21 protein-coding genes are annotated in these 18,220 nt (G+C 73.0%); 18 read left to right on the forward strand and 3 right to left on the reverse strand.

Annotation, left to right across the window (positions count from 1 at the left end):
* Genes phnL through ITJ54_RS08925 form a run of 5 tightly spaced genes read left to right on the forward strand, consistent with a single transcriptional unit; the run spans window position 1 to window position 4,127 of the window.
* Window positions 1-726: a phosphonate C-P lyase system protein PhnL gene (gene phnL / locus ITJ54_RS08905; protein ID WP_194627482.1), complete on the forward strand. Its 726-nt coding sequence runs from the start codon at window positions 1-3 to the stop codon at window positions 724-726.
* Window positions 723-1,472 (forward strand): DUF1045 domain-containing protein, encoded by a 750-nt coding sequence (locus tag ITJ54_RS08910; RefSeq protein ID WP_194627484.1) that lies wholly within the window; start codon window positions 723-725, stop codon window positions 1,470-1,472. Before phnL ends, ITJ54_RS08910 begins: the two co-directional genes overlap by 4 nt.
* Entirely contained in the window at window positions 1,469-2,644 is a 1,176-nt protein-coding gene (locus tag ITJ54_RS08915; protein WP_194627486.1) for an alpha-D-ribose 1-methylphosphonate 5-triphosphate diphosphatase, read from the forward strand. The genes ITJ54_RS08910 and ITJ54_RS08915 overlap by 4 nt, the downstream gene beginning before the upstream one ends.
* Window positions 2,641-3,231 carry a phosphonate metabolism protein/1,5-bisphosphokinase (PRPP-forming) PhnN gene (gene phnN, locus ITJ54_RS08920; protein ID WP_194627488.1) on the forward strand — a complete coding sequence of 197 codons (591 nt, stop codon included), beginning with the start codon at window positions 2,641-2,643 and terminating at the stop codon, window positions 3,229-3,231. Before ITJ54_RS08915 ends, phnN begins: the two co-directional genes overlap by 4 nt.
* The gene (locus ITJ54_RS08925; protein WP_194627490.1) at window positions 3,228-4,127 is read left to right on the forward strand and encodes an oxidoreductase; all 900 of its coding nucleotides are present in this window, start codon (window positions 3,228-3,230) and stop codon (window positions 4,125-4,127) included. The genes phnN and ITJ54_RS08925 overlap by 4 nt, the downstream gene beginning before the upstream one ends.
* A gap of 33 nt (window positions 4,128-4,160) precedes the next feature.
* On the opposite strand, the gene ITJ54_RS08930 is transcribed toward ITJ54_RS08925, so the two are convergent.
* Both ITJ54_RS08930 and ITJ54_RS08935 read right to left on the reverse strand, forming a co-directional pair.
* Entirely contained in the window at window positions 4,161-4,826 is a 666-nt protein-coding gene (locus ITJ54_RS08930; RefSeq protein WP_194627492.1) for an HAD family hydrolase, read from the reverse strand.
* Window positions 4,823-5,521 (reverse strand): HAD family hydrolase, encoded by a 699-nt coding sequence (locus ITJ54_RS08935; protein ID WP_194627493.1) that lies wholly within the window; start codon window positions 5,519-5,521, stop codon window positions 4,823-4,825. The genes ITJ54_RS08930 and ITJ54_RS08935 overlap by 4 nt, the downstream gene beginning before the upstream one ends.
* Before the next feature lie 83 nt (window positions 5,522-5,604).
* Between ITJ54_RS08935 and ITJ54_RS08940 the strand changes: the two genes are divergently transcribed.
* The 3 genes from ITJ54_RS08940 to ITJ54_RS08950 all read left to right on the forward strand — a co-directional run bounded on the left by ITJ54_RS08940 (window position 5,605) and on the right by ITJ54_RS08950 (window position 7,594).
* A complete protein-coding gene (locus ITJ54_RS08940) occupies window positions 5,605-6,474 on the forward strand; it encodes an alpha/beta fold hydrolase (RefSeq protein WP_194627495.1) in 870 nt (289 codons plus the stop codon).
* 95 nt (window positions 6,475-6,569) lie between these two features.
* Window positions 6,570-6,914 carry a Cd(II)/Pb(II)-sensing metalloregulatory transcriptional regulator CmtR gene (gene cmtR / locus ITJ54_RS08945; protein WP_194627497.1) on the forward strand — a complete coding sequence of 115 codons (345 nt, stop codon included), beginning with the start codon at window positions 6,570-6,572 and terminating at the stop codon, window positions 6,912-6,914.
* Window positions 6,911-7,594, forward strand: coding sequence for a cation transporter (locus tag ITJ54_RS08950; protein ID WP_194627499.1), 684 nt, complete (start codon window positions 6,911-6,913; stop codon window positions 7,592-7,594). The genes cmtR and ITJ54_RS08950 overlap by 4 nt, the downstream gene beginning before the upstream one ends.
* 30 nt (window positions 7,595-7,624) lie before the next feature.
* Here ITJ54_RS08950 and ykgO read toward each other — a convergent pair whose 3' ends face one another.
* Complete coding sequence (gene ykgO, locus ITJ54_RS08955; protein WP_194627501.1) at window positions 7,625-7,747, reverse strand: type B 50S ribosomal protein L36; 123 nt, start codon at window positions 7,745-7,747, stop codon at window positions 7,625-7,627.
* A gap of 42 nt (window positions 7,748-7,789) precedes the next feature.
* Between ykgO and ITJ54_RS08960 the strand changes: the two genes are divergently transcribed.
* The 10 genes from ITJ54_RS08960 (at window position 7,790) to ITJ54_RS09005 (ending at window position 18,217) form a co-directional block, all read left to right on the forward strand.
* Complete coding sequence (locus ITJ54_RS08960; protein ID WP_194627503.1) at window positions 7,790-8,854, forward strand: GTP-binding protein; 1,065 nt, start codon at window positions 7,790-7,792, stop codon at window positions 8,852-8,854.
* Between the two features lie 110 nt (window positions 8,855-8,964).
* Window positions 8,965-9,870 (forward strand): carbon-nitrogen hydrolase family protein, encoded by a 906-nt coding sequence (locus ITJ54_RS08965; RefSeq protein WP_194627505.1) that lies wholly within the window; start codon window positions 8,965-8,967, stop codon window positions 9,868-9,870.
* Window positions 9,863-10,162, forward strand: a complete 300-nt coding sequence (locus ITJ54_RS08970) for an MSMEG_0570 family nitrogen starvation response protein (RefSeq protein WP_194627507.1) — start codon at window positions 9,863-9,865, stop codon at window positions 10,160-10,162. The genes ITJ54_RS08965 and ITJ54_RS08970 overlap by 8 nt, the downstream gene beginning before the upstream one ends.
* On the forward strand, window positions 10,159-11,454 hold the full coding sequence (locus ITJ54_RS08975) for an MSMEG_0569 family flavin-dependent oxidoreductase (protein WP_194627508.1): 1,296 nt from the start codon (window positions 10,159-10,161) through the stop codon (window positions 11,452-11,454). The genes ITJ54_RS08970 and ITJ54_RS08975 overlap by 4 nt, the downstream gene beginning before the upstream one ends.
* Before the next feature lie 25 nt (window positions 11,455-11,479).
* Window positions 11,480-12,328 (forward strand): carbon-nitrogen hydrolase family protein, encoded by an 849-nt coding sequence (locus ITJ54_RS08980; RefSeq protein WP_194627509.1) that lies wholly within the window; start codon window positions 11,480-11,482, stop codon window positions 12,326-12,328.
* A 167-nt stretch (window positions 12,329-12,495) separates the two neighbouring features.
* Window positions 12,496-13,044: an MSMEG_0572/Sll0783 family nitrogen starvation response protein gene (locus tag ITJ54_RS08985; protein WP_194627511.1), complete on the forward strand. Its 549-nt coding sequence runs from the start codon at window positions 12,496-12,498 to the stop codon at window positions 13,042-13,044.
* 3 nt (window positions 13,045-13,047) lie between these two features.
* Complete coding sequence (locus tag ITJ54_RS08990; protein WP_323741652.1) at window positions 13,048-14,121, forward strand: MSMEG_0568 family radical SAM protein; 1,074 nt, start codon at window positions 13,048-13,050, stop codon at window positions 14,119-14,121.
* A 1-nt stretch (window position 14,122) separates the two neighbouring features.
* The gene (locus ITJ54_RS08995) at window positions 14,123-15,562 is read left to right on the forward strand and encodes an MSMEG_0567/sll0787 family protein (protein ID WP_194627513.1); all 1,440 of its coding nucleotides are present in this window, start codon (window positions 14,123-14,125) and stop codon (window positions 15,560-15,562) included.
* Between the two features lie 13 nt (window positions 15,563-15,575).
* On the forward strand, window positions 15,576-16,721 hold the full coding sequence (locus ITJ54_RS09000) for an MSMEG_0565 family glycosyltransferase (RefSeq protein ID WP_194627515.1): 1,146 nt from the start codon (window positions 15,576-15,578) through the stop codon (window positions 16,719-16,721).
* Window positions 16,721-18,217, forward strand: a complete 1,497-nt coding sequence (locus ITJ54_RS09005) for an AMP-binding protein (RefSeq protein ID WP_194627517.1) — start codon at window positions 16,721-16,723, stop codon at window positions 18,215-18,217. Before ITJ54_RS09000 ends, ITJ54_RS09005 begins: the two co-directional genes overlap by 1 nt.
* Window positions 18,218-18,220 lie beyond the last annotated feature (3 nt).

The raw sequence follows: 18,220 nt of genomic DNA on the forward strand, positions 1-18,220 counted from the left end.
ATGACCGATCCGATCCTCACCGTCTCCGAGGTCGAGAAGACCTTCACCATGCACCTGCAGGGCGGCCAGCGCATCGAGGTGCTCCGCGGACTCAGCTTCCGCGTGCACCCGGGCGAGTGCGTCGTCCTCGGGGGCGCGTCCGGCGCCGGCAAGAGCTCCGTCCTGAAGATGGTCTACGGCAACTACGCCGTCGACCGGGGCAGCGTCCTGCTCGGCACCGACCCGCCGCTCGACCTCGCCACCGCCGACCCACGACAGGTCATCGCCGCCCGCCGCGACACCATGGGCTACGTCAGCCAGTTCCTGCGCTGCGTGCCGCGCGTCCCGGCACTGCAGGTGGTCGCCGAGCCGCTGCTGGAGCGCGGCGTCGACCGACTGGAGGCTCGTGACCGGGCCGCCACGCTCCTCACCCGGGTGCACATCCCGGAACGCCTGTGGTCGCTGCCGCCCGCCACCTTCTCCGGCGGCGAGCAGCAGCGCGTCAACATCGCGCGCGGCTTCATCGCGGACCTGCCGCTGCTGCTGCTCGACGAGCCGACCGCGTCCCTCGACGCACGGAACCGCGACGTCGTCGTGGAGCTGATCGCCGAGAAGCGGCGCACCGGCACCGCGATGCTCGGGATCTTCCACGACGCAGCGGTCCGTGACGCGGTCGCCGACCGCGTGGTCGACGTCGCGGTGTCCTCGCCGGCCGCGGCCCGGGAACTCGAGCGGGCCGACGCATGAGAGCGGCCGTCTACGCCGCACCGGGGACGCCCTCGGTGCACGCCGGGGCGGCGCGGCTCCGCACCCTGGCGGAACAGTGGCTCGGGCGGAGCGCCACCGGGGAACCCGTCGAGGCCGCGGCGCCGCTCGGGCACAGCCGGTCCTCGATCGACGCGATCACGCGGGACGCTCGACGCTACGGCTTCCACGGGACGCTCAAGGCCCCGTTCCGGCTCGCACGGGGACACAGCCTCGACGAGCTCGACGGCGCCGTGGCCCGGTTCGCCGCCCGTCGACCGCTCGTGGTCCTGCCGTCGCTCACCCTGGCCAGGATCGACGGCTTCTTCGCCCTGGTCCCCGGCGTGCCCGCCCCGCGGCTCGACGCCATCGCGAACGACGTGGTGGTGAAGTTCGACCGGTTCCGGGCACCGCTGTCCGACGCGGACCGCTCGCGACGCGACCCGGCCGCGCTCACCGAGCGGCAACAGGAGCTGCTGGACACCTACGGCTACCCGTACGTGCTCGAGGAGTTCCGCTTCCACCTGACCCTGACCGACCGCGTCCCCCCGGGCCAGCAGCCCGAGGTCGAGCGGATGCTGCGCAGCTGGTTCGACGAGGTGCTGGGACACGACGTCCCGCTCGACGCCCTCGCGGTGTTCGTCGAACCTGAGCCGGGCGCACCGTTCGTCCTGCACGCCGCACACCGGCTCCACCCCACCCTCACCTCCCGCACCGCCGAAGCCCCAGCCAGCGAAGGAACACGATGACCCGCGAGACCGTCTTCACCAACACCCGCGTCGTGCTCGGCGACGAGACCGTGCTCGGCTCGGTCCTGGTCCGCGACGGCGTCATCGCCGACGTCGCGACCGGTCCGGCCGCGACCGTCGGGCTCGACCTCGACGGCGACCACCTCATGCCGGGTGTCGTCGAGCTGCACACCGACCACCTCGAGTACCACTTCAGCCCGCGGCCCGGGGTCTCCTGGGACCCGCTGCCCGCCGTGCTCGCACACGACGCACAGCTCTCGGCGGCCGGCGCGACGACCGTGTTCGACGCGGTCCGCATCGGTTCGGAGCCGGACGGGCGCGACGGCGCAGCGGCTGCGGCACACCGGCTGGCCGGGGCCGTCGAGTCCGCGATGGGCGCTGGACTGCTCCGCGCCGAGCACGCGGTGCACCTGCGCTGCGAGGTGTCGTCCGCCGACTGCCTCGACGCCTTCCACGAGTTCGACGACGACCCGTTCGTGCGGTTGGCTTCACTCATGGACCACACGCCCGGACAGCGGCAGTACGCCGACGTCGAGGACTTCAAGCGCTACTACCTCGCCAAGCGCCGGGTGAGCGAGGCGGACTTCGAGCAGTACGTGCAGCTGCTCCACGAGCAGTCGGCCCTGCACGCCGACCGCAACCGACGGGCCATCGCCGCCCTGGCCTCCGAGCGCGGCATCACCCTCGCCGCCCACGACGACGCGACGCCCGAGCACGTGGCGGAGTCCGTCTCCCTCGGCGTGCACATCTCCGAGTTCCCGACGACGGTCGTCGCCGCGCAGGCCGCCGTCGACCAGGGTCTGCACGTGGTGATGGGCGCACCGAACATCGTCCGCGGCGGCAGCCAGTCCGGCAACGTGGCGGCTTCGGAGCTGCTCGACCTGGGCCTGCTCGACGTGCTGTCGTCGGACTACGTGCCGTCGAGCCCGCTGCACGCCGTGTTCCAGCTCGCTGCCGACGGCGTGATCACCATGTCCCAGGGTGCGCGACTCATCAGCACCAACCCGGCCCGGGCGGTCGGGCTCGACGACCGTGGCGAGATCGCCGTGGGCAAGCGCGCGGACCTGGTGCGGGTCGCCACCCACGAGCTGCCCGCGGACGACCGTCGGCCGAACGGGCGGAGCATGCCCGTCGTCCGCGGCGTGTACCGCAGCGGGGAACGCGTCTCGTGACCCCGACCCCGATCGGCCCGGGTGCGTTCGTCGCCGTCGTCGGCGCGAGCGGCGTCGGCAAGGACGCCCTCATCACCTACGCGCACGACCGGACGCCCGACACCGTGCGCTACCCGCGACGGACCGTCACCCGGCCGTCGGGCCCGGGCGAGGACCACGACCCGCTCGACCCGGACGCCTTCGCCACCGCTGCCCGAACGGGCGCGTTCGCCGTCCACTGGCACGCGCACGGGCTCGACTACGGGATCTCCGCTCAGGTCGACGAGGACGTCCTGGCGGGCATGACGGTCGTCGCGAACGTCTCCCGCGGGGTCCTCGGCGTGCTCGCGGAGCGCTACGCCCGGCTCGTGGTGGTCTGCGTGACGGTGCCGGATGCGGTCCGCGCCGAGCGGCTGCTGGCCCGCCGTCGTGAGTCCGGCGACGCGGTCACCGCCCGGCTCGAGCGCCCGGACCCGGCGCCGGACCACCAGGTCGACGTCGAGATCCGCAACGACGGCCCGCTCGAGGTCGGCGGTGAGGCGATGCTCGCCGCCGTCCTGCGTGCCCACGCCGGGGCACGGTCCACGGCGTCCGGCGGGTCCCGGTGAGCGCCAGCGCGTCGGCGGGGACCGTCGCGGTGATCGGCCCCGGCGCGATCGGCACCACCATCGCGGCGGCACTGCACCAGGTCGGGCGCACCCCGGTCGTCTTCGGACGGTCGGCGCGCGACGAGCTGGCGTTCCGGACGGGATCGGAGCGGGTCGTTGTGCCGGGCCCCGTCCGGACGGACACCGCCGCCGTCGACGGCCCCTTCGACCTGGTGTTCCTGGCGGTCAAGACCACGCAGGTGTCCGGCGCTGCCGGGCTGCTGGCGGCGACGTGCGGTCCCGACACCGTCGTGTGCGTGCTGCAGAACGGCATCGAGCAGGTCGACTCGGTCACGCCGCTCGTCGCGGGAGCAACGGTCGTCCCCGCGGTCGTGTGGTTCCCGGCGGTCCGGGAGCCCGACGGCGAGGTGCTGCTCCACGGAGCCGCGCGGCTCACCCTCCCCACCGGGAGCGCGTCCGACCGTGCCGCCGCCGCCCTCGACGGATCGTGGTGCACGGTCGAGACGAGCACCGACTTCCACAGCACGGCGTGGCGCAAGCTGCTGCAGAACGCGGCGGCGGGGCTGATGGTCCTGACCGGGCGCCGCTCGGGCATGTACACGCGTGACGACGTCGCCGGTCTCGCGGTGGTCTACCTGCGCGAGTGCCTGACCGTGGCCCGAGCGGACGGCGCCGTGCTCGACGACGCGGTGGTCGGGACGATCCTCGACGGCTTCCGCACGCGGCCCGCCGACCTCGGGACGTCCATCCTCGCGGACCGCGTGGCCGGCTTCCCCCTCGAGTGGGACGCCAGGAACGGCGTCGTGCAGCGCCGCGGTCGGGCGCACGGGATCCCGACGCCGGTGTCCGACGTCGTCGTGCCGCTCCTGGCGGCGGCGAGCGACGGGCCCGGGTGACCTCGCCAGCGTCCGCGCCACCCGTTCCGGTCGTCAGCGACCAGCGGAGTCGAGCCCGCGCTCCCATCGGGTGAGCCACGGCAGGATCGTGGTCAGGTCGTCCGTGTCGAGGGCGTCCGTGGCCCCGGCCCGAGCCGCTGCCCCGGCGTTCAGCGCGAGCGACAGCGGGACCGTCCCGAAGAGCGGGAGGTCCGATCGGCTGTCCCCGACGGCGCAGCACCGGTCCGGCGTCAGCCCCCGCTCGGCGGCGAGCGCCAGTGCCCGGTCGCGCTTGTCGTGCTCGTCGAAGTGCTCGGCGACGGTGCCGTCGTACACGCCCCCGGTGAGCCCGATGCGCGGTCCGCCGTTCGCCGTGCAGCCGAACCGCCGGGCGAGCGCCGCGCTGACCGGCTGCCAGGCGAGCGATGCGAGGACCGGCTCCACGTCGTGCTCTCGGCACCACGCGACGACGGCGTCGATCCCGGCGATCACGGGCAGGTCCTCGAGCCACCGGTCGATCGTCGCCGGGGTGGTCCCCCGCCATCCCCTGGCATCGATCTCGCTGACCTCCTGGTTGGACAGCTCGCCGCTGGCGTACCGAGCCTCCGCCTGGTCGAGGTCGTGCTGGTGCCCGAGTCGTGCGGCGAGGAAGCTGCTGCTGGAGCCCGACGGCACGAGGGTGCCGTCGATGTCGACGAACACGATGCCGCGCGTGGTCATGCCGGGCGACCGCTCCGACGCGGGTCGAGCACGGGCCACCCGGACGCGCGGGCGTGGGCGGCGAGCTGCCGGTCCGGGTTCACCACGACGGGGTGACCGACCAGGGACAACAGCGGGATGTCGTGACGGGAGTCCGAGTACGCCCAGCACCCCGCCGGGTCCGCGCCCGTCCGCTCGAGCAGTCGTCGTGCCGCGGCGGCCTTGTGCGTGCCGTGCAGGAACTCGCCGTCGGGGCGTCCGGTGTAGATGCCGTCGTGCACCTCGAGGCCGCTGGCGAGCGCGCCGGTCAGGCCGAGCCGCTCGGCGATGACCTCGGCGAGGAAGGCCGGCGACGCGGTCACGAGCCAGACCTGGTGCCCCTGCTCGAGGTGGTCCCGCGCCACGCGCGCCATCTCCGGCCACACGGCGGCCTCGGTGTGACGGTCATAGACCTGGTCGGCCAGCCGCGCCATGTCGGCGACCGGGACACCCGTGAGCACCTCCAGCCCACGCACCCGCGCCGAGGCGAGGTGCCGGTCGTTCTCGCCGCGGACCTTGAACCGCGCCTGCTTCCAGACGGCGCCGACGATGTCCCGCACGGTGATGAGCCCGGCTGCCCGCAGACCCCGCAGCAGGTGGAACACGCTCGCACCGTGGATGAGCGTGTTGTCGACGTCGAAGAACGCGATGACCGAGGTGCTCGCCTGCTCGTCCATGATCGGCTCAGGCTACGCGACTGGTCCGTCCGACCCGTGGTTCGCCATGATGGTCATCACCACGCGACCCGAAAGGCTCGACCATGCCGCTCGTGCACACCCGCTCCACCGTCATCGAGTACCTCGACGAGGGCCCGCGGACCGGCACGCCCGTGGTGCTGGTGCACGGCTTCCCCGACCACCCGGGCACCTGGGACGACGTCGTCGCCGCCCTGCCGCCTGGCCTCCGGGTCATCCGCCCGTTCCTCCGCGGCGTCGGTGAGACCCGGGTGGTCGACCCGGAGGCCCGTTCGGCGCAGGTCGCCGCACTGGCGACGGACCTCCTCGACCTCCTCCACGAGCTCGACCTGGGACCCGTCGTCCTGGTGGGGCACGACTGGGGCGCCCGGACCGCACACGCCCTGGCTGCGCTGGCGCCCGAGACCGTCACCGGCCTGGTGACGATCGCGACTGCGTACGGCCCGTCTTCGCTGCTGCACGGCGAGGCGGCGCTCGACGAGGCCGCAGGGGCCTGGTACCGCTACTGGCTCTGCACGGAGCCAGGAGCAGAGGCGTTCCGACGGGCGCCGGAGGACCTGGTCAGGTGGGCGTGGAAGCACTGGTCCCCGTCCCTCCCGCTGTCCGCCGACGCGCTCGGCCAGGTGCTCCGAGCGGTCGACACCGACGACTTCGCCGACCTCGTCGTCCACTACTACCGACACGGCACGGGCGAGGCACCGGGCAGTCCCCGGTACGAGGCGGCCCAGGCCGTCCTCGACACCTGGCCGGAGATCACCGTCCCGACCACGTTCCTCATCGGCCTGGAGGACGACTGCGAGACACCGACCATGGCCCGCGCGAACGCCCCGTGGTTCCCAGCGGGCCGTCGCCTGGTCGAGCTCGACGAGGTGGGCCACTTCGTGCAGCGCGAGGACCCGCGCGCGGTCGCCGACGCGATCGCGCAGCACCTCTGAACCACCGCCGGGAGGCTCGTCCTGCGTCCGCCAGGTCCGTCCCGTCCGCCAGGTCCGCCCTGGCGACACGTCAGCCGTCGCTGTATGGTCATCGCATGCTGACCATCGCCTCGCGGCTCGACGTGATGAACCGGCTCGGTCGGGCGCTCTCCGACCCGACCCGGTCGCGCATCCTGCTCCGGTTGCTCGACGAGCCCGGCTACCCGGCCCGCCTGGCCGACGAACTCGACCTGACGCGGACGAACGTGTCGAACCACCTGGCCTGTCTCCGCGGGTGCGGGATCGTCGTCGCCGTGCCCGAGGGGCGTCGGACCCGCTACGAGATCGCCGACCGGAACCTCACCGTGGCCCTCGAGGCCCTGGTGGACGTCGTCCTCGCGGTCGACGACGGCACCGCCGAGCAGGACTGTGCCGCTGAGCAGGACTGCGCCGCACGATGACCGCGACGACCGCCCCGCTCGCCGGACTGACCCCCGCCCGACGCGCCATCCTGCAGCGGCGCATCCGGTGGATCGTCGCCGCCACCATCACCTACAACCTGGTGGAGGCCGTCGTCGCGGTCACGGCCGGCACACTGGCGTCGTCGACCGCGCTCATCGGCTTCGGCCTCGACTCGGTCGTCGAGGTCCTCTCCGCCGCGGCCGTGGCGTGGCAGTTCGCGGGTCGTGACCCGGAAGCCCGCGAGCGGACGGCACTGAAGGTCATCGCGGTGTCGTTCTTCGGCCTGGCCCTCTACGTCACGGTCGACGCCGGACTGGCCTTCGCCGGCCTCCGCGAACCGGAGCACAGCACCGTCGGCATCGTCCTGGCCGCGGTCAGCCTCGCCGTCATGCCGTTCCTGAGCCTGCTCGAACGGCGCACCGGCACGGAACTCGGATCGGCCTCCGCGATCGCGGACTCGAAGCAGACCCTGGTGTGCAGCTACCTGTCCGCAGCGGTCCTCGTCGGGCTGCTGCTCAACACGCTGTTCGGCTGGACGTGGGCCGACCCGGTGGCGGCGCTCGTGGTGGTGGTCGTCGCCGTCCGCGAGGGACTCGAAGCCTGGCGCGGCGACGCCTGCAAGCAGCCGGTCGCGGCAGTCACCGGCGACCGACCGGCTGCCGGCTGCGACTGCTGCTGATCCACCGAGGACGGTGGACCAGTACCGAGCTCAGCCCTGACGGCCCTTGCCCCGCGGGTTCAGCTTGTTGATGACGAACGTGCGACCACGGCGACGGACGACCTGCGCGCCGGGGAGCCGCTTGAGGGACTTCAGCGAGTTGCGGACCTTCATGATGCCTCCTTCGTGAGAACTGTTCTCAGTAGAGTAGTGCGCATGGACCACGTAACGGAACCCCAGCACCCCACCCGCCCCGAGCCTCCCGGCCTGCACGTGACCCTCGTGAGCGGCCTGCGCCCGGACGCACGGACGCGGGTGTGTCGACGACTCGCCGGTACGGCGGCCGGAGCAGGACCCGAGCCGTCCGGCACGGCGGTGGCGGACGACACCCAGGACAGCGGCGAATTCGCCCTGGTGCTCGCCGACCGCCTCCTCGCGATGGCACGCGACGGGTCCTCCGGTCGGACGATCGTCGGACTCGAGCCAGAAGCCGACCTGATGGAGGTTGCATTCGTCCTCGAGACCGAACTCGACCACCACCGCGACGAGGGACCCGTCGTCGAGCTCCACGACCTCGTCGCCGTGGTGTCGGTGCGGGACCTGCACCGCTGGCTGCTCTCGCCCGTTGCGGGTCCAGCGGAGGACCACGTCACGGCCGAGTTCCTCGCGTCGCAGGTCGAGTTCGCGACCGTCGTCGTGCTCACCGACGCCACGACGGCCCCCGCCGACCAGCTCGACAGCGTGCTCTGGCTGCTCCGACGGCTCAACCCGGACGCCGCCGTCATGGGCATGCCGGCGGGGCCGTTGCGCGCCGCGCGGTGGAGCGGCCGTGGGTGCGCCCGTCGCCTCGGCCAGCGGATGGGGTGGACGCGGGCGCTCGCCGGCCCCGACGCAGGCGACGCGCTCGTCTTCCGTGACCCACGGCCCTTCCACCCGGAGCGGCTGTTCGAGGCGGTCCGGCACGACCTCGTCCCGCACCGGGTCGGACGGATCGCGCGGTCCCGCGGGCTGGTGCAGCTCGCCACCCGGACGGTCCAGTACGGATCGTGGCGCAGCGCCGGGGACACCGTGTCCTTCGACCCCTCCGGGATCTCGAGCTGGGACCCGGACGCACCGGTCGGGCAGGAGCTCGTCCTCTTCGGCGAGCGCCTCCACCGGGACCACGTCGTCTCGGCGCTGCAGGCCTGCCTGCTGACCGACGAGGAACTGCTCGACGGTCCGCCGGCCTGGGACGGGTACGCGGACCCGTTCCCGGTGTGGCCGGTGCCGCACCACCACTGATCGCGCGCGGTCGTCCGACGGGAGGCTCGTGGTTCCGCTCGCAGCCCGTCGTAACGATCTCTCATTCCGACGGAAACCAATCCGTAACACCCGCTGCTCAGACTGGCTGCATGTCCCCCATCACCGTCGCGGCGGTCTCGGCGAACTTCACCCGCGACCTCGACCAGAACTACGCGCTCATCGAGCAGACGATCGCGGAGGCCCGCGCACGGGGTGTCCAGTTCGTGGCGTTCCCCGAGGCCTCGATCGGTGGGTACCTCTCCTCCCTCGGCAACCACGGCGACACCGTGGCCACGACCAAGCGGTCGCTGCCCCCGGCGGTCCGGCTGGACGGGCCCGAGATCCGGCGGGTGCAGGAACTGGCCGGCGACATGCTCGTCGCGATCGGGTTCTGCGAGCTCGGCGACGACGGCGAGACGCGGTACAACGCGGCGGTCTGTCTCGACGGCGGCCAGGTGTACGGCTCGTACCGGAAGGTGCACCAGCCACTCGGGGAACACATGTCCTACGCCGCCGGGGACTCCTACGCCGCCTTCGACACCCCGCTCGCCCGCGTCGGCCTGCAGATCTGCTACGACAAGGCGTTCCCCGAGGCAGCCCGCATGCTCGCGCTCGACGGCGCCGAGGTCATCGTGAGCCTCTCCGCCTGGCCCGCGGCCCGCACCGCCACGGCCGAGGACCTGCAGGAGGACCGCTGGACGTACCGGCACAACACCTTCGACGTCGCACGGGCGCTCGACAACCAGGTGTTCTGGATGGCGTCGAACCAGTCGGGCACCTTCGGGTCGCTCCGCTACGTCGGCAACGCGAAGGTGGTCGACCCGGGCGGCAACGTGCTCGCGAACACGTTCCTGGAGTCGGGGCTGGCGGTCGCCGAGATCGACATCGCCGAGACGTTCCGCGGCATGCGCGGCGGGATGTTCCACCTCCGGGACCGTCGCCCGGACCTCTACGGCCCGGTGAGCGAGTCCGACACGGCGTCCGTCACCGGCTGGCAGGAGCTCGCACATGCCTGAGATGCAGTTCGTGGTCCGCTGGCCGGACGGCACCGAGGCGTCGTACTACTCACCGAGCCTCGTCATGCACGACTTCCTCGACGCGGGTTCGGTCTACCCGGTCGACGAGTTCGTCCGTCGGGCCACCGAAGCGCTCGACATCGCGAGCGAGCGCGTCCGCGCGAAGTACGGCTTCGCGTGCACGTCGGCGATGCACACGCAGGAGTCGATCGCGCTGGCCGCCACACGGAACCCGCTCGGGGACGTGACGGTCACCGGGCTCGAGCCACCACACGCAGGGACACCAGCATGATCCCGACCACGATCCGGGACGGCGACCACGTCGAGGCGGTCGTCGTCGGCGGCGGGCAGGCGGGCCTGTCCGTCAGCCACGGCCTCGTCGAGGCGGGCGTGCGCCACGTCGTCATCGAGCGGGACTCCGTCGCGCACGAGTGGCGGGACGGGCGCTGGGACGCCTTCACCCTCGTCACGCCGAACTGGCACTGCCACCTCCCCGGGTACCCGTACGACGGGGACGACCCGGACGGCTTCATGACCCGCGACGAGACCCACGCCTGGGTGCGGCGCTACGCCGACACGTTCGACGCGCCGGTCGCCGAGGGCGTCGCCGTGCAGCTCGTGACCCGGCGTGCCGACGGGGTCTTCGTCGTCGCCACGTCCGCGGGCACGATCACGGCGGACACCGTGACGGCAGCGACGGGCGGCTACCACCGCCCGGTCGTGCCGACCTGGGCAGCCCAGGTGCCGGCACACGTCCGCCAGGTCCACTCACACGAGTACCGCAACGCCGCAGCACTGCCGGGAGGCCCGGTGCTGGTCGTCGGGACCGGCCAGTCCGGCACGCAGATCGCCGAGGACCTGCACCTCGAGGGCCGCCAGGTGCACCTCGCCGTCGGCCGCGCGCCGCGGGTCGCCCGGTTGCACCGCGGCAGGGACTGCATGACGTGGCTCGCCGAGATGGGCGTCTACGACATCCCGATCGCCACGCGGGGGATCGCCAAGCGGGAGTCCACCAACCACTACGTCACCGGCCGTGACGGTGGCCGTGACGTCGACCTGCGCGCCTTCGCCCGCGAGGGCATGGGGCTGCACGGCCGCGCCACGGGCATCGAGGACGGCGTCGTGCACTTCGACGACACCCTCGCGGCGAACCTCACGCACGCGGACTCCGTGGCCGACTCGATCAAGGACGACATCGACGCGTACATCGCCCGCGAGGGCATCGACGCTCCCCCCGAGGCCCGGTACGTGCCCGTGTGGCAGCCGGAGCCCGGACCGTCGACGCTGCCCCTCGACGAGGTCGCCACGATCATCTGGGCCATCGGGTTCCGCGCGGACTGGTCGTGGCTCGGCGCGCTGGACGTCCTCGACCCCGAGGGGCTCCCCCTGCAGGACCGGGGCGAGACCAGCGTCCCCGGGTTCCGGTTCATCGGGCTGCCGTGGATGCACACCTGGGGCTCCGGACGCTTCCACGCCGTCGCGCGGGACGCCGAGAACGTCTCGGCTGGCATCACGCGGACCGTCAGGACCCCGCACGTCGGGACTCCGCTCGTCAGGACGGCGGTCCCCGAGCCAGCGCCGTGACCAGGCCACGGCCTACGCTGGGGCCGTGACCACCGTGACGATGGCAGCCGTGGCCGCACACTTCGGGCGGGACGTCAGCCGCACGCTCGCGAAGCTCCCCGGGATCATCGAGCAGGGCCGTGAGCGCGGCGTCGACCTCCTGGTGCTGCCCGACGCCACGATCGGCGGCTACCTCCTCGACCTGCACCACCCGGCATCCGCTGCCGACGGCATCCCCGAGGCGATCGACCTCGACGGCCCAGAGGTCCGCGCGGTCGCCGCGATGGCCGGCGACATGACCGTGGCGTTCGGGATCTCCGAGCGGGGCGTCGTCGACGGGGAGCCCGTCCGGTACAACACCGCGGTGTGCGTCACCGGCGACGGGGTCCTCGGCACCCACCGCAAGGTGCACCTGCCCCTCGGCGAGTCCGAGGCGTACGTCGCGGGTGACTCCTTCCGGGCCTTCGACACCCCGGTCGGTCGCATCGGGATGCTCATCGACTTCGACAAGACCTTCCCGGAGTCCGCCAGGACTCTGGCGCTCGACGGAGCCGCGGTCATCGCGTGCCTCAGCGCCTGGCCGGCCAGCGTCACCGACCGCTCGGACCGCATCCGGACGGACCGGCAGGCGCACCTGTTCGACCTCTACGACTGCGCTCGTGCCGCGGAGAACCAGGTGTTCGTCGTCTCCTCGAACCAGACCGGCGTGCTCGGGGACCTCCGGTTCCTCGGGCAGGCGAAGATCGTCGACCCCGGCGGGGAGATCGTCGCGAAGACCTGGGCGAAGGGCGGGATGGCGGTCGCCGAGGTGGACGTCGACGCGACGATCACCCGGGCCCGGCGGTCGCTCGACCACGCGGCGCAGCGGGTCACCGGCGCGTACCGCCTGACCTGAGAGCCGGGCGACGGCGCCCTGCGAGGGCCAGAAACCAGAACGTCATCGACGAAACGCATCGTTGTTCCAGGTGAAACCAGTCCGAAACGGGCCTCGACACAGACTTGGACCACCGCCAGGAGCACCCGCCTGGCGGCACCACCGACGCTGAGCCCTGGGAGCACCCGATGACCGATGCAACGACCGCCGAGACGCCGGACTACGACACCCTGGTCGCGGAGAACGCGGAGAAGTCCCGCAACGAGATCGCGCACCCGTCCCTGCCGAAGGGCAGCACCATCTACGGCTCGACCAAGGTGTTCCCCGACTACACCGCGACGCCGGACCAGTACTACTTCCAGCTCGTCCACGGCATCGCGCACGAGTCCTCGGTGTCGTTCGTCGCCGTGCTGCAGGCCACGCGGGCCCTCCGCAAGGGCTTCACGAGCGTCCTCTACTTCTACGGCCCCGGCGCGATGAACTGCATCGCGAACCGCGGTTTCCCGACCACGGGGTCCGACGGGTTCCCGGGCGAGAACAACATCAACAACGCGCTCGAGACCTTCATCGCCGAGGGCGGCACGGTGTTCTGCTGCCGGTTCGGGCTGGCGCTGCACGGCAACCGCGAGGAGGACCTCATCGCGGGCGTGACCCCGTGCCACCCGCTCGACGTGCAGGACGCCGTCATCCACTACGCCCGCAAGGGCGCGATCATCAACAGCACGTACATGGTCTGACCAGTGACGATCACGAACAACGGGGCCATCGGTCACCGCGTCGCCCTCTCGCTGCTCGGGGTCCGGGTCGCCGCCCCGGTGCACCGTGAGGGCGGCGCCGGACCCTCGGACGACGGCCACGTCCTGTTCGAGGGCCTGCAGGCGGCACTGCCCGTGAACGCGACGAGCCCGTACACCGTCGCCGACGGCAAGCTCATGCTCGAGGGCGCCGACCTCGGCCTGTCCGTCGAACCGGTGGCGCGTCCGCGCTTCTACGACATGTCGACCGCCGACGGCACCCCGTACGAGCAGATCGCCAGGCTGCACGGTGCCGAGGTCCTCGCGACGACCGTCGTGCAGACCTGCATGCGGTACGACGAGGCGGAGCGCTGCCGCTTCTGCTCGATCGAGGAGTCCCTGCGTGCGGGCAGCACGATCGCGGTCAAGACACCGGCGATGCTGGCCGAGGTCGCCGAGGCAGCGGTCCGGCTCGACGGCGTCACGCAGATGGTGATGACGACCGGCACGTCGAAGGGGCGCGACCGCGGCGCCACACACCTGGCCCGCTGTGTCCGCGCGATCAAGGAGCGCGTCCCCGAGCTCGGCATCCAGGTGCAGTGCGAGCCACCGGCCGACCTGTCGACGATCACCGACCTGTACCAGGCGGGAGCGCGGAGCATCGGCATCCACGTCGAGTCGATGGACGACGACGTCCGCCGCCGCTGGACGCCCGGCAAGGCCCGGGTCCCGCTCGACGAGTACCGCGCCGCCTGGCGCGAGGCGGTCCGCGTCTTCGGCTGGAACCAGGTCTCGACCTACCTGATCGTCGGCATGGGCGAGGACCCGGACGAGCTCGTCGCGTCCGCCGCGGAGCTCATCGACATGGGCGTCTACCCGTTCATCGTGCCGTTCCGTCCGATCCGCGGGACGCTCGCGGTCGACGTGGACGGCGCGACCACCCCGCCGCGCGACGTCATGCACGACGTCACCCGCCGCGTCTCCGACCTCCTCCTCGCCGCCGGGATGCGCGGCGCCGACCAGGCCGCCGGCTGCGCCGCGTGCGGAGCCTGCTCGGTCCTCAGCACGACGGGAGCCTGACGTGGCGGTCTTCGACGTCCCCGCCCTGACGGGTCCCGCACCGGTCCGACCGGGTCCGACCGCCGACCCCGCCTGGGTCGTCGGCATCGCGGACAGTCGCGAGGTCGCCGAGCACCGTCGGCTCCGTCGCGACGCGTTCGTCGGCGAGCAGGGGCTCTTCGCCGGCAGCGACCACGACGACCTCGACGACGACCACCGCACGGTGGTGCTCGTCGCCCGGGCCACCGACGGCAGCGGCACGGTGCTCGGCGGCGTCCGCATCGCGCCCGCCACGATCCGGGACACGGGGTGGTGGACCGGCAGCCGGCTCGTCGTCGCACCGACCGCGCGCAACGCCACCGGCATCGGGCCCGCCCTCGTCCGAGCGGCCTGCGCCCTCGCGGAACAGCGCGGGGTCCTCCGCTTCGATGCCGTCGTGCAGGAGCACGCGGCGGTCCTGTTCCGACGCATCGGCTGGCAGGCCACCGGCACCGACGTCATCGGTGGCGTCCCCCACCTGCGGATGCGCTGGCCGATCGACCGGTACCAGCGGCTCGTCGACACCACCAAGGCGCACCTCGCCGGGCTCTTCGGCGACGACCTGCCCGGTGGTCAGGGGTGGGTCGGCGACGACGGCGCCCCGGTCAGCGGCACCGACGTCGTCGCGGCCTGCGACGCGATCCTGCCGAGCATGGTGGAACGCGACCCCGAGTGGGCCGGGTGGTGCGGTGTCCTCGTCAACGTCAACGACCTCTCCGCCATGGGTGCGACCCCCACGGCGCTCCTCGACGCCGTCGCCGGCCGCGATGCGTCCTTCGTCGCCCGGGTCGTCCGCGGGCTCCGCCGGGCAGCCGACGCCTGGGGCGTGCCGATCATCGGCGGCCACACCCAGCTCGGTGTCCCAGCAGCACTGTCGGTCACCGCGCTCGGCCGGACCACCGACCCGGTGCCGGGTGGCGGCGGACGGGCCGGACAGCGTCTGACGCTCACAGCCGACCTGACCGGAGGATGGCGCACCGGACACCGCGGTGCGCAGTGGAACAGCACCGAGGGCCGCGACCGGGCAGCCCTCCGCGACCTCGCCGCCACGGTCGCCCGGGCACGACCCGCCGCAGCGAAGGACGTCAGCATGGCCGGCATCGTCGGGACCGCCGGCATGCTCGCCGAGGCGTCCGGGTGCGGCGCGGTCCTCGACGTGGCCGACGTCCCGACCCCGCGGCTCGCCGCCACCGCCGACTGGCTCGGTTGCTTCCCCGGGTTCGCCATGCTCACGGCCGACGACCCCGGCGCCGGCAGGATGCGCTCCGCCGCCGCCGTCACCGCCGAGTGCGGGGAACTCACCGCTGCCCCCGGCGTCCGGCTGCGGTGGCCCGACGGCGAGGAGACCGTCGCGATCACCGGCTCGGTCACCGGGCTCGGCCCCGCCACGGGGACCGCCGCGAGCACCGCCCTCGCCGGCTGACGGCACGCCACCGATGCGCATCGCCCTGCTCACGTACTCCACGAAGCCCCGCGGCGGGGTGGTGCACACGCTCGCCCTCGCCGAGGCCCTCGCCGCGTCCGGCCACGACGTGACCGTCGGGACGCTCGGCCGCGGCGGCGACGCGGTGTTCTTCCGCGCCGTCGACCCGAGGGTGACGATGCAGGTCGTCCCGTTCCCCGACGCATCCCCCGACGAGACCGTCGGTGAACGGATCGTCCGGTCGATCGAGGCGCTCCGTGCCGGCCTCGACCTGTCCGGCTTCGACGTCGTCCACGCGCAGGACTGCATCTCGTCGAACGCTTGCGACGGCGCCGTCCGCACCGTCCACCACCTCGACACGTTCACGACCACGCAGCTCGTCGCCTGCCACGACCGGGCCGTCCGCGAACCGGCCGCCCTGGTCTGCGTGTCCCGATCGGTCGCCGCCGAGGTCATGGCCTCCTACGACCGGTCGGCCACCGTCATCCCGAACGGCGTCGACGCCGCCCGGTTCACCGATGCCGCCAGCGACTCCCCGACGGCCGCCGCCGCCCGGGCCGCGTGGACCGATCGTCTCGGCCGGTACGTCCTCGCCGTCGGCGGCATCGAACCGCGCAAGGGCACCATCGACCTGCTCCGCGCCTACGACCTGCTCCGGACCCGCGGCCACGACGACGTCGCACTCGTCCTCGCCGGCGGCGAGACCCTCTTCGACTACCGGCCCTACCGCGCCGAGTTCGACGCCCTGGTGCGCGAACGCGGGATCCCGGTGACGGAACTCGGCGTCGTCGACGACCCGAGCCTCCCGGCCCTGGTCGCCGGAGCCGCCGCCTTCTCCTTCGTCTCCACCAAGGAGGGATTCGGCCTGGCGGCCATGGAGGCGCTCGCCGCCGGCGTCCCGGTCGTCGCGCGCGACCTCCCCGTCCTCCGCGAGGTGTTCGGCGACACCGTCGCCTTCGCCGGGGACGTCGACGGCATCGCCGACGCACTCGGGTCCGCGCTGCACGACCCCGTGGACCCGCTGGCCGGACGCGCGCTCGCAGCGAGCTACTCGTGGAGCGCCGCCGCAGCCGCGCACGTCGAGCTGTACGGCCGGCTCCTCGACCGCTCCGGCGGCGCACCCGTCGGCCGGGTCCGGTCCGACGCGGTCCCCGCCTGATGCGCGTCTCGATCTCGCGGGCGTTCACCGGGCTCGCGGACGAGGACCCCGACCGACTCGCCGTCGACGACGGCACCACCCGGTCGGACCGACGGACACTTGAGGAACGGTCCAACCGGTTGGCCTGGCTCCTCCTGGAGGCCGGGGTCACCCCCGATGCGTTCGTGACGGTCATCGGGTCCAACACCGTGGACACCGTGGTCGCCACCGTCGCGGCATGGAAGGCCGGCGCGACGCCCCAGCCGCTGTCACCCCGACTGCCGCCGAGCGACCGCGACGCCGTGCTCGACCTCGTCCGACCGGCGCTCGTCCTGACCGATCAGCCGATGGCGCAGCACCGGTCGATGCCCCTCACCGGCTGCGGTGTCGGGGACGGTGACGCCGCCGCGCTCCCCGACGCCGCGGCGCGCTCCTGGAAGGCACCGACCTCGAGCGGGAGCACCGGCACCCCGAAGGTCGTCGTCGCGGCGGCCTCGGCCCATGTCGACCGGGACGGACGGGTCGCTGCGTTCGTCCCGCGGCACGCGACGCAGCTCGTCGCCGGTCCGCTGCACCACGCGGCGCCGTTCGTCTACGCGATGCGCGGCCTGATGACCGGGCACGAGCTGGTCCTGCTCCCCCGCTTCGAGGCCGGAGCCTGGCTGTCGGCCGTCGAGCGGCACCGGGTCACGTGGGGCATGGTCGTGCCGACGATGATGTCGCGCGTCACCGCGCTCGGTCCGGACCGCCTGGCGAGCGCGGACGTGTCCTCGCTCGAGTCGGTCCTGCACATCGGGGCCGTCTGCCCGCCGCACGTGAAGCGCGCGTGGATCGACTGGCTCGGGCCCGACCGGGTCGTCGAGGTGTACTCCGGCACCGAGTCGAACGGACTGACGATGATCACCGGCCGGGAGTGGGTCGAGCGGCCGGGCTCCGTCGGGCGAGCGGCCGGTGGCTCGGCGGTCCGCATCCTCCGACCGGACGGCACCATCGCCGGGCAGGACGAGATCGGACGCATCGAGTTCACCCGACCGGGGCCCGCGACCTACCGGTACCTCGGCCGACCGGAGCCCGCCGCAGACGCATGGCACGGGCTCGGCGACATGGGCCACCTCGACGGCGACGGCTACCTGTACCTGGCCGACCGCGCCGACGACCGGATCGTCTCCGGCGGCGTCGACGTCTGGCCGGCCGCGATCGAGTCCGTGCTCGAGGCCCACCCCACCGTCCGGTCCTGCGTCGTCGTCGGGGTGCCGGACGACGACCTCGGCGAGCGAGTCCGAGCGGTCGTCGAGATCGGGGAGCACGACACCGCGGAGAACGACCTCGACGAGTCCGCCCTCGACCGGTGGGCCGCTGAGCGCCTCGACCCCGAGCGGCGGCCTCGCGAATGGGTCATCGTGCGCGAACCACTGCGCGACGACACCGGGAAGGTCCGCCGCTCCCGCTGGCGCGGAGCGGCGGCCGACCAGGGACCGCCACCGCCACCAGCACCGCCACCACCGAGAGAACCGTGAGGA

This window comes from Curtobacterium sp. VKM Ac-2865, from assembly GCF_015350905.1.
Lineage (GTDB): Bacteria > Actinomycetota > Actinomycetes > Actinomycetales > Microbacteriaceae > Curtobacterium.